Source organism: Streptomyces lothianensis, assembly GCF_047779955.1.
Lineage (GTDB): Bacteria > Actinomycetota > Actinomycetes > Streptomycetales > Streptomycetaceae > Streptomyces.
On the sequence record NZ_JBLMKT010000069.1, the window covers coordinates 124,997 to 136,760 of the forward strand.

Here is an 11,764-nt window from a genome sequence, read left to right on the forward strand (position 1 = left end):
AGGAAGGAATCCGCGTGATGACCACCTATCAGGCCCCGCCGTCCCGGCCGCGCGCCGATACCACCGCCGCGGCAGCGGTGCCGGGCTCCCCGTCGGCCCTCCCCCCGGTCACCGCCGAGCACCACCGTGCCGGGCTGGCCGCCCTCGCCGGGCTCCTGAGGCGCTGCGGCTTCGACGCGCCCCGCGCCGCCCGGCTCCTGCGGGCCCGGGACCCGGAGCACCTGCTCAGCAACCCGGCCCGGTACGCGTTCTTCGGCGACCGGGACCGGCCGGCCCCCGACATCGCCCCCACGGCCGTACTGACCTCCCTGTTCCTGCTCAACCGTCCCGTCCCGGCGGACTGGGTCCGCCGGGCGCTGCCCGCCGAACTGACCGGCCTGCTGCGGGAACTCGCGCTCGTCGAGCGGGCCGACGACGATCTGCGGGCCACCCTCTCGCTCACCCCGTACCGCTCCCGGTACTTCCTCTCCGACCAGCTCTTCACCAATCCGGCCCCGCAGCAGGTGGTGGCCCGGTCGGTGGCCGAGCTGGTGATGCCGCCGCATGCCTCCAGCCTGCTGGCCCTGCAGGGCGTGGACCACCTGACCGGTTCGCTCCTGGACGCCGGCTGCGGCAGTGGTTTCCTCGCGCTCAGCCGGCGCACCGACGGCCCGGCCGCCGGCTTCGACCTCAACCCGCGCGCGGTGGCGTTCTCCCGGGCCAACGCCGCGTTGAACGGCAGCGCCGCCCGTTTCGAGACCGCCGGCCTCGCAGCGGACGCCTCCGGCCCGGGTTCCCTGCTGGCCGAAGGGCGCTACGACCATCTCGTGTTCAACAGTCCCACCGTGCCCCGGATCGACGGCGACGCCGGGGAGTTCGGGCAGAGCACCGCACGGCACGCACTGACCTTGACCGCGGACACGGCGGGCCATCTGCTGCGGCCCGGCGGCACCGCTCATGTCCTGACCGTCATCGAGGTGCCCGAATCCAGGTCCGCCGAGGACGTGGTCCGCGGCTGGCTGGGTGACTCCGGCCCCGCCGATGTGACGGTCCGCGAGCTTTCCACTCCGTATCTGAGCGTCACCCCCCGGCAGTTGCGGGAGGGGCGCCTCGGCGGGCAGAACCTGTTCGCCGAGGGACCGGCACACGCCCGCCGACTGCTCGCGGCGCTCACGGCCCGTGGCACCCATGCCGTGGTACCGGTCCTCGTCACCCTTGGCCTTCCCGCCGAAAGGAACTGAAGGCATGCCATCGCCCCAGTGGATCTACCCGCTGCGCAAACCGTCCGGGCCGTACCGCTCCAGGCTGGTCGTCTTCCCGTACGCCACGGCCGGTCCCAGCGCGCTGCGACCGCTGCTCACCCGGCTGCCCGACACCACGGAAGTGCTCGGCGTCGCGTTGCCCGGACGTGAGCGCCGGTTCGGGGAGCAGCCGGACACCACACCCGCCGACGTCGTACGCGGGGTCGCCGAAGCGCTGGCCGCCCGGCCCGAGTTGCCGACCCATCTGTTCGGGCACAGCATGGGCGCCGGTCTGGCCGTCGCGCTCGCGCTGGCCGACCCGGGGGCGTGCGAGGGCCTCGTCCTCAGCGGCAGGCCGCCGGGCCCGGTCGCGCACGACAGCCTCCGGGCACTGTCCGACGAAGAGATCTTCCGCTTTCTGACAAGCGTCGGCAACACCCGGCCGGAACTGGCCCAGGACGGCTTCTGGCGAGACCGTCTGATCCGCCTCTTCCACAGCGACACCGCGCTCGACCGGCAGACGGCCCTGCTCGCCGACGGGACGCTCCAGGAGCGCCTGCTGATCCTGGGCGGCGACGAGGACCCGTACGTGGACGTTCCCTCCCTGGCCGGCTGGGCGGACCGCACCACCGGGCCGTGTGAGGTACGGATCTTCCCCGGGGACCACTTCTACCTCCTCGACGACGCGGCCCGGCCGGATGTCGCCGCCGCCCTCGCCGCACACCTCGACGCGGAGTCCGGCCAGTTGGTCCACTGACTCCCGAACGACCCGAGCGGCGCGGTGCGGAGTTCCCCGGACTCCGCACCGCGCCGCTTTCCGCGTCCCGCCCGGCGCGTCCCTGCCGGCTCCCCGTGCGCCGTGACCGGTGCCCCGCGCTCCGTGCCCCGTGCCCCGTGCCCCGTCACCCGCGTCCCGCCCGGCGCGTCCCGGCAAACCGGCAAGTGCGAGCCCTTCCTGCCGCCTGTGAGCTGCCGCGGTGGCTGCCTGGAGTGCGTGCCCCTCGCTCGGCACCATCCAGCCAGAGACCGAGCCGAGACCCGAGCCGCAGCAAGGAGACGGGATGTCGATCAGCCAAGAGGTGCCCGCGGGTACGGCCGGCAGGCCGCCCTCCCTCGAAGCGGCCCTGCCACTGACACCGCTGCAGGAGGGCATGCTCTTCCACGCCCTCTACGACGACGAGGGCTTCGACGTCTACACCATCCAGGCCGCCTTCGCCCTGCACGGGCCGTTGTCCCCTGCCGCGCTGCGGGAGGCGACCGAGGCGGTGATCGGCCGGCACACCGCGCTGCGGGCCGGGTTCCGGCTGCGCAGGTCCGGTGCCCCGGTACAGCTGATACGCCGGGACGTGACGCTCCCGTGGACCGAACTCGACCTGCGCGGCCTCGGGCACGCCGCCCAGCGGGAGCGACTGCGGCGCCACCGCTCCGAGGAGCGCGCCAAGGGCTTCGACATGGCGCGCCCGCCCCTGATGCGGGTGACGCTGGCGCGGCTCGGGGAGCAGGAGCACGTGATGGTCCTGACGTACCATCACATCCTCCTGGACGCCTGGTCCTTCCAGATCGTCTTCGACGAACTGTTCACGTCGTACGCCGACCGGGGCGGTTCGCACCCCCCGGTTCAGGTGGTGCCGTTCGAGCGTCACCTCGCATGGCTGGGCCGACAGGACCGGCAGGCGGCCCGGGATGCCTGGACCGCCGCCCTGGCCGGCCTCGAGGAGCCGTCACTGATGGCCGCCGGTGCCACCGCACCGGACAAGGCCGCACCGCCCCGTCTGGTGACCACCGAGCTGCCCGAGGACCTGACCGGCCGGCTCGTCGAGTCCGCCCGCCGCAGCGGCCGCACCCTCAACACCGTCGTCCAGACGGTGTGGGGGCTGGCTCTGAGCGGTCTCACCGGCCGCCGGGACGTGGTCTTCGGGCAGACCGTGTCCGGCCGGCCCGCGGAACTGGCGGACGTGGAGAGCATCGTCGGGCTCTTCATCAACGCGACACCGGTCCGAGTGCGGATCGATCCCGAGGAGCCGTTGTCGGCCCTGCTCGACCGCGTCCAGCGGGAGCAGGCGGAGCTGGAGCCGTACCACCATCTGGGCCTGACCGAGATCCAGCGGTGTGCGGGCCTCGGTGACCTCTTCGACACCGCCGTCGCCTTCGCCAGCGCCCCCCGGGACTGGGACACGACCACCGCCTACGGCGAGCTGCGGGTCTCCCTCGCCGAGGAGGACGAGCAGGCCGGGGAGGAGCCCGAGGGCTGGACCCACTATCCGCTCAACCTCGCCGTACAGCCCGGACGCACCCTGAGGCTGGCCCTCAGCTACCGCGGCGACCTCTTCGACGAGGCCGCGGCCGAACGGATCCTGGCCCGGCTGAGCATGCTCTTCGCGGCCTGCCTCGACGCTCCCGACACTCCCGTCGGCCGCATCCCGCTGCTGACCGCGCGGGAGTGGACGCAGGTGGTCCGGGAATGGAACGACACCGGGCATCCGGTCCCGGCCACCACACTCGCGGACATGTTCGCCGCCCAGGCCGCCCGCACCCCCGACGCCACCGCCGTGGTCTTCGGCGCACAGGCCGTGAGCTACGCGGAGTTCGCCCGGCGGGTACAGGAACTGGCGAACGTGCTGCGGGCCCGCGGTGTGGGAGCCGGGGACATCGTCGCGGTCGCCGTTCCGCGCTGTGTGGAACTGGTGGTGGCTCTGCACGCGGTGGTCGCCGCCGGGGCCGCCTACGTCCCGGTCGACCCCGAGTATCCGGCCGAACGCATCGGCTGGATCCTCGAGGACGCGGCACCAGACCTGGTGCTCACCACGCGTCAGGTCGCCCGCCGGCTGCCGCCGGACCCGTCGCCGCTGCTGCACCTCGACGAGCCGCTGCCCTCCGCGCCCGGCGGCACTGCGGTGCGCGGGCCGTCGCCCGAGGACCCGGCGTACGTCATCTTCACCTCCGGATCCACCGGGCGGCCCAAGGGTGTCGTGGTCACCCACGCGGCGATCACCAACCGTCTGCTGTGGATGCAGGACAGCTACCCCCTGGACGCCACGAGCCGGGTGCTCCAGAAGACCCCCTCGGGTTTCGACGTCTCGGTCTGGGAGTTCTTCTGGCCGTTGCACACCGGCGCCACCCTGGTCGTCGCCGCCCCCGGCGGACACAAGGACGCCACGTACCTGGCCGAGCTGATCCGGCGCGAGCGGATCAGCGTCGCCCACTTCGTGCCGTCGATGCTCCAGGTCTTCCTCCAGGAGCCGGACGCGTCGTCCTGTACGAGTCTGCGGCGCGTCTTCTCCAGCGGCGAGGCCCTGCCGCAGGAGACCGAGCGGTTGTTCTTCGAGCGGCTCGGCGCATCCCTGCACAACCTCTACGGTCCCACCGAGGCTGCTGTCGACGTCACCTCCTGGGACTGCGCCCCCGGCGGCACGGGCCCGGTCCCGCTGGGCAAACCGGTGTGGAACACCGGGACGTATGTCCTCGATTCCGCGCTGCGGCCGGTCGCCCCGGGGGTCCCCGGAGAGCTGTACCTGTCCGGCCGACAGCTCGCCGACGGCTATCTGGGGCGCCCGGAACTCACCGCCGAACGCTTCGTCGCCAACCCGTTCTCGCCCGGCGGACGACGCCTGTACCGGACCGGGGACGTGGTGCGCCACGGCCCGGACGGAGATCTGGAATACCTGGGCCGCGCCGACGACCAGGTCAAGATCCGGGGCCAGCGAGTGGAACTCGGTGAGATCGAGGCGGCGTTGGTCACGCATCCGTCGGTGGCGCAGGCCGCGGTGGTGGTGCGTGAGGACCAGCCCGGCGTGCAGCGCCTCGTGGCCTACGCCGTGGCGGACGGCCCGCCGGCCGAGGCAACCGATCTGCTGCGGCATGCTGCCCGTTCGCTGCCCGAGTACATGGTGCCCGTCGCTCTGCTGCACCTGCCCGAGCTCCCGCTCACCCCCAACGGCAAGCTGGACCGCAAGGCCCTGCCCGCCCCGACCCGGGTGCGGACGGATGGGGGGCGGCGCCCCCGCGGTGAGGTCGAGGAGCGCCTCGCCGGGTGCTTCGCCGAAGTGCTCGGGGTGTCCGAGGTGGGCGCCCAGGAAGGCTTCTTCGAACTCGGCGGCGACTCCATCGTCTCCATCCAGCTGGTCGCGCGGGCCCGTGAGGCGGGGCTGGTCCTCACCCCCAAGGACGTGTTCACCCACCGTACGGTCGCGGCGCTCGCGCGCGTCGCCCGGCCCACCGAGGACACGGCCGCGGTACGGCACGACGACGGCACCGGAGAGGTCCCCGTCACCCCGATCATGCACTGGCTGCGCGGACTCGACGGCACCGACCGGGCCTTCCACCAGGCGACCCTGCTGCGTGTCCCCCCTGCGAGCACTCCCGACCAGGCCTTCGCCGCCGTGCAGGCCCTGCTCGGGTGCCATGACGCGCTGCGGATGCGGCGCACCGTCCGGGGCGGTGAAGATGGCTGGACCCTGCACGTCGGGGAAAGCGGCGCGGTGTCCGCGCCGGAGTTCGTCCGCCGGGTGTGTGCGGAGGGGCTCGATCCGGCCGCGCTGCGGGCCCTGGTCGCCGGCGAGGCCGAGCGGGCGGTCGGGGAGCTGTGCCCCGACGAGGGCGCCATGGTGCGGTTCGTCTGGTTCGACGCGGGTGCCGAAGAGCCGGGGCGGCTCCTCGTCGTGGCACATCACCTGGTGGTCGACGGAGTGTCCTGGCGCGTGCTGCTGCCCGATCTGCGCTCCGCCTGGGAAGCGGCCGGCCGGGGCGAGAGTCCGGTACTCGCCCCGGTTCCCGTCTCGTTCCGCACCTGGGCGCGGCAGCTCACCGAAACCGCGTGTGATCAGGCCACGGCCGCCCAACTCCCCTACTGGCAGGAGGTGCTGAGCGAGGGCGGTACGCAGACGTCCCTGTCCCACGTCCCGCTCGCGCCCGAGCGGGACGTGTTCGGCACCGCCCGTACACTCACGCTGCGCCTGGGGGCCGAGGAGACCGAGTCGCTGCTCGGCACCGTCCCCGCCGCGTACCGGGCCGGTGTGGAGGACGTTCTGCTCACCGCGCTCGCGCTGGCGATCGGCGACTGGCGCCGCGAGCGCGGACTCGGCTCCGGTACCGGCCTCGTGGTCGACGTCGAAGGCCACGGCCGTGACGCGAGCGGCATGAACCTGGACCTCTCCCGCACGGTGGGGTGGTTCACCAGTCTGTACCCGGTGCGTGTGGATCCGTGCCGGGACGGCGCGGACGTGTCGTCCCCGGCCGGATTGGACGCCGCGCTCAAGACGGTGAAGGAACAGCTGCGAGCCGTTCCCGGCCAGGGAGTTGGCTACGGCCTGCTCCGCCATCTCGCCCCCGCGGTCGGCGCCGCCCTCGCCGCCCTGCCCGCTCCCCAGGTCGGCTTCAACTACCTCGGCAGGTTCTCGGGCCCGGACGGCGGCGACTGGGAGCCTGCCGCCGAGTCGGACGTGCTGCCGCTGGGGGCCGACCCCGCACTCGCCATGCCGCATGCCCTGGAGATCACGGCCGTGACCGAGGAGCTGTCCTCCGGTCCGCGGCTGTCCGCCTCCTTCGCCTGGCCCGACGCGCTGTTCACCGAGGAGGAGATGCGCGGCCTGGGTGACGCGTGGCTGTCGGCGCTCAAGGCGCTGGCCGACGTTGCGACGAGCGGCGACGCGGGCGGTCTGACCCCCTCGGACGTGCGGCCGGCCGTGGTGGACCAGGCGGAGCTCGACCGGCTGGCGTCCGCTCAGGGACCCGCCGGTCTGGAGGATGTCCTGCCGCTGACGCCCGTGCAGGAAGGGCTGATGTTCCACCACCACTACGACCGCCGGGCGCCCGATGTCTACCACGTGCAACTGGTGGTGGAGTTCGAAGGTGACATGCGGCCGGAGTCGCTCCGTACCGCCTGCCGGGCTGTGGTCGACACGCATCCCGCGCTGCGGGCCGCGTTCGTCCAGCTCTCCGGTGGCACACCGGTCCAGACCGTCGCGAGCCGGGTGGAGGTGCCGTGGCAGGAGATCGATCTGTGGCGGCCGCACCACGACGAGGTGCGGACGCAGCGGGAACTTGCCCGCTTCCTCGCGGACGACCGGCTGCGTGAGTTCGACCTGGAGCAGGCCCCGCTGCTCCGCTTCACCCTGCTGCGCACGGGCCCGCGTTCGCATGCCCTGGTCTTCACCAGCCATCATCTGCTCTGCGACGGCTGGTCGATGTCGCTGGTGACCAGGGATCTCTTCGCTCTGTGGGCGAAGCAGGACACCGCGGCGGCCATCGAGCCGGCCCGGGTGCGCCACTACTACGAGTGGCTCGCCGCCCAGGATTCCGCCGTCGCTGAAAGCGCCTGGCGAGCGGCGCTCGACGGTCTGACGGAACCCACCCTGGTGGCGCCGGAGTGTGGTCCCGAAGTGCTCTCGGCGCTGCCGGAACGTCTGGTGACGGAGCTCCCCCAGGAGCTGACCTCGGCGGTGACCGAACGGGCCCGGGCCCGCGGTCTCACCCTCAACACCGTGCTGCAGGGCGCCTGGGCGCTGGCCCTGAACCGCCTCACCGGCCGCCGTGACGTCGTCTTCGGCGTGACGGCGTCGGTACGGCCTCCGGAGCTGGCCGGTGTCGAGGAGATGGTCGGCCTGCTGATCAGCACCGTTCCGCTGCGCATCCGCCTCGACGCCGCCGACTCGCTGGGCGGCCTGTTCGACCGGATCCAGTCGGGGCAGCTGGCGCTCGCCCCCCATGTCCACCTCGGCCCGGCCGCGGTGCAACGGATCGCGGGCCTCGGTCCGCTGTACGACACGTCCATGGTGTTCGAGAACTTCCCGCGCACCGTGACGCATCCTCCGCTGCCCGGGACCGGACTGCGGATCACCGGTTTCGACGGCCGCGACGCCTACCACTACCCGTTGAAGCTCATGGTGGTACCGGGTGACCGCCTGTTCCTGGAAATAAGCCACCGTGCCGAGGCGGTTCCGGCGGCGACGGCCCAGGAGGCGCTGGACCGGCTGCGGGCCGTTCTGGAGTCGTTCGCCACCGCCCCCGACACTCCCCTGCGTGAGCTGCTGGCCTCTCCACCCGTACCACCCGTACCACCCGCGCCGCCCGTACCACCCGCACCGCCCGTACCACCCGTGCCGGACCGCGCCGCGGACGTGGCCGTGGACGCGGACGGTCCGCGTGCTGCCGCGCGCGCCGAGTGGGTCCGGGGACTGGCCGCCGACGTTCTCGGTGTGCCGGATCTCGGGCGGGACGAGGACTTCTTCGCCCGGGGAGGCGACTCCCTGCGCGCGCTGCGTCTTGCCGGCCGCATACGGGCGGCCACCGGTATCGGCGTCGACGTGCGCGAGGTCTTCCTCGGCCGCACACCGGCCGGCCTTTCCGCCCGGATCAAGGGCCAGACGCCGGTGCCGCCGCCGGAAACGGAAAATCGGCACCCGGAAATCTACGGACCGGTCGACTGCTGACTCAAATTGCCGGGCGAATTCCTGGCCCGTGATTCCCATCGAATGCCACCATCACATCACCACGGAAAATCTCCCGGCCCCTCTTCGATGCGCACTGCCGAACAGGCAACCACATCCACCGGAGAACCAGATCTCTTCGGGGAAGGAGCAGAACATGCGAACCGTCGTGATATCCGGAGCGTCGAGCGGTATCGGTGAGGCGACCGCAAAGCGCTTCGCCGAGTCGGGCGACCGCGTCGTGAACCTGGACGTCCGTCCGCCCGCGACACCGCATCCGAACATCACCTGGCACGAGACCGATGTGGCCGACTGGACCGCGGTGGCGCAGACCGTCGCGTATCTGCACGACACGTACGGACGGCTGGACGTGGTGATCGCCAACGCCGGCGTCAGCATCCGGCACGACGTCCTCGACATCACCGAAAGTGAGGCCCGCCGCGTCCTGGAGGTCAACCTGCTGGGCGTGCTCGCGCTCTGGCGGGCAGCCGCCCGCCACATGGTGGACGACGGCGGTGGCGTCCTGCTGGCCACCGGCTCGGTCAACGGTCACCGCGGCTTCCCGCACTACGCCGACTACAACGCGAGCAAGGCCGGAGTGGCGGCGCTGTGCCGCACCTTCGCCCTCGAACTGGGACCGCGCATCCGGGCGGCCTGCGTCTCGCCGGGCGCCGTACTGACGCCGATGCAGCTCGCGGAATACACCCCGCAGATGCTGGACGAGGTCAATGCCCGCATTCCGGCCGGCCGGCACGCCGACCCGGCCGAAATCGCCGAGGCCTTTCATTTCCTGGCTTCACCTGCCGCGCATTTCATGACCGGCCAGGAGCTTGTCATCGACGGCGGTGAAATCGCCGGGTCGACGACGACGGAGTTCGACACGGAGCGACAGCCGCCCGTCGCCGCGGGCCGGTGAGAGGAATCCGGATCCCCATCCACGAGCCCCCATCCACGAGATCGGAGTTCCGTTGAAATCCCTGAGGACCTACACGCTGAAGGCGGCCGAGACCGCCTCGTTGCAGGGCGCGGTGGACGCACTCCGCAGTGTCGGCGTGTCGCCCGTCGACCCCGAGTTCTACGACAAGTTCCAGGACTGTCACGACCTGCTCCCGAGCGGGCTGCGCGCCTTCCTCGCCGAGTACCGGAACGACCCCGCGTCGACGGTCTGCCAGATCCACGGCTTCCCGGTCGACGAGGCGACGGTCGGTCCGACACCGGGCAGCTGGGAGCGCCCCGAGGGCTGCGGGTCGACCGTGGACAGCGACACCTTCCAGGCCATGTGCGCCCTGGCCCTCGGTGAACCGTTCGCCTGGGCGACGCTGCAGTACGGACGCATGGTGCAGGACATCTTCCCGATCCGTGGCGACGAACAGCGCGAGAGCGGGCACGGCAGCGACGCCTTCCTGCAGTTCCACACCGACGACGCGTTCCGCCCCGACACCTGCGACTACCTGATGCTGTTCGGGATCCGCAACCGTGACGTCGTCCCCACCTATGTCGCGGCCGTACGCGATGTGCGGCTCCCGGACGAGGTGCGCCGGATCCTCTCCGAGGAGCGGTTCCACATCCTTCCCGACGACGAACACATACGGCAGCTCCAGCTTCGGGCCCCCGGCGATCCGGCGCTGCTCCGGGCCGTCGAGATGCGTGACCGTCCCCGCGCCGTACCGGTGCTCCACGGCGACGAGAACAGTCCCCGCATCCGCCTGGACGCGCCCTTCATGCGCTGCGCCGGCGACGACCCCGAGGCCGAACGCGCGCTGCTGACGCTGCACGCCGAGATCGAGCGGGTCCAGTATCCGCTCATCGCCGCCCAGGGCACCTTGCTGGTACTCGACAACCGCAGTGTCGTCCACGCCCGCGGCTCCTTCCGCGCCCGCTACGACGGGACCGACCGCTGGCTGCGGAAGATCGTCGTCAGTGAGCAGCTCACCTCCCAGGGACTCAAACCGCTCAGCAGGGTCCTGTTCTGACCCGAAGTCCGGTTCTGACCCGAAGTCCGGTTCCACCCGGGCAGACGCGCCCCCACTCCAGGGCACACGCACCCCGCGTCTCCTCCATCGACCGCTTCACATCGATGGCACATCGACCACGAAAGGGAAGCCGAAAATGAACGAGCCCGCCGTGCACTCCACGCAGGCGCCCCGGCCCACGGGCACGGCGGACGGCCGTGCCGCACACAGCGACATCCAGGACCTGCTGCTCGGGATCGTCGGCGACGTACTCGGGGAGACCCAGATAGGCGTCGACGACAGTTTCTTCGAGCTGGGCGGCGATTCGATCACCTCGATCGAGCTGGTCAGCAGGGCGCGCAAGGCCGGTCTGCGGCTGGAGTACCAGCACGTCTTCGAGGGCGAGACGGTGGCTGCGATGGCCGAGGCGGTCGCCGGGGCGGAGCCGGGCGCGGAAGCGGGCACGGAAGCGGGCGCGCAAGCGGAATCCCGGCCGGTCTCCGGCGGCGGGGCGCTGGTGGAGCTGGACGCCGAAGCACGGGCGGAGGTCGACGCGGCCTTCGCCGGGGCCGGACCGCTGGACGGGATCTGGCCGCTGACCGCGCTCCAGGAGGGCCTGCTCTTCCACGCCCTCTACGACCAGGACAAGGCGGACCCGTACCTGGTGCAGGCGCCCGTCATGCTGACGGAGGCGGTGGACACCGAGCGTCTGCGGGCGGCCTTCGACCTCCTCCTGGGCCGGCACGAGAGCCTCCGGGCCGGGTTTCTGCTGCGGCGTTCCGGGGAGCCGGTGCAGGTGATCCCGGCCGAGGTCACCCTGCCGTGGCGCGAGATCGACCTCAGCGGCGTCCCCGAGCAGGAGTTGCGGCACCGGATCACGGACCTGCTCGACGCGGACCGGTCGGTGCGTTTCGATCCGGTGGCCCCGCCGTTGATGCGGGTCACCCTCGTCAAGCTGGCCACCGACCGCTCCCTCATGGTCCTCACCAGCCACCACATCCTGTGGGACGGCTGGTCGATGGCCCAGTCGCTGACCGAGGTGTTCGAGCTGTACGCGACCGGCGGCGACACCGACCACCTGCCGCCCGCCGTACCCTTCCGCGACTACCTCACCTGGCTCACCGAACAGGACGAGGACGCCGGACTGGCCGCCTGGGCACAGGAACTG

The 11,764-nt window shown here is 71.9% G+C and carries 6 protein-coding genes; all 6 read left to right on the forward strand.

Annotated elements, in window-relative coordinates; all coding sequences use genetic code 11:
- Positions 1–17 precede the first annotated feature (17 nt).
- Entirely contained in the window at positions 18–1,220 is a 1,203-nt protein-coding gene (locus ACLF6P_RS24485) for a DUF7059 domain-containing protein (protein ID WP_415952955.1), read from the forward strand.
- Positions 1,221–1,224: 4 nt separating this feature from the next.
- Entirely contained in the window at positions 1,225–1,977 is a 753-nt protein-coding gene (locus ACLF6P_RS24490) for a thioesterase II family protein (RefSeq protein WP_415952956.1), read from the forward strand.
- A gap of 304 nt (positions 1,978–2,281) precedes the next feature.
- Positions 2,282–8,647 (forward strand): amino acid adenylation domain-containing protein, encoded by a 6,366-nt coding sequence (locus tag ACLF6P_RS24495; RefSeq protein ID WP_415952957.1) that lies wholly within the window; start codon positions 2,282–2,284, stop codon positions 8,645–8,647.
- Between the two features lie 154 nt (positions 8,648–8,801).
- The gene (locus ACLF6P_RS24500; protein WP_415952958.1) at positions 8,802–9,560 is read left to right on the forward strand and encodes an SDR family NAD(P)-dependent oxidoreductase; all 759 of its coding nucleotides are present in this window, start codon (positions 8,802–8,804) and stop codon (positions 9,558–9,560) included.
- A gap of 52 nt (positions 9,561–9,612) precedes the next feature.
- A complete protein-coding gene (locus ACLF6P_RS24505) occupies positions 9,613–10,617 on the forward strand; it encodes a TauD/TfdA family dioxygenase (RefSeq protein WP_415952959.1) in 1,005 nt (334 codons plus the stop codon).
- Positions 10,618–10,753: 136 nt separating this feature from the next.
- A partial coding sequence (locus ACLF6P_RS24510) for a condensation domain-containing protein (protein ID WP_415952960.1) occupies positions 10,754–11,764 on the forward strand: 1,011 nt, incomplete at its 3' end.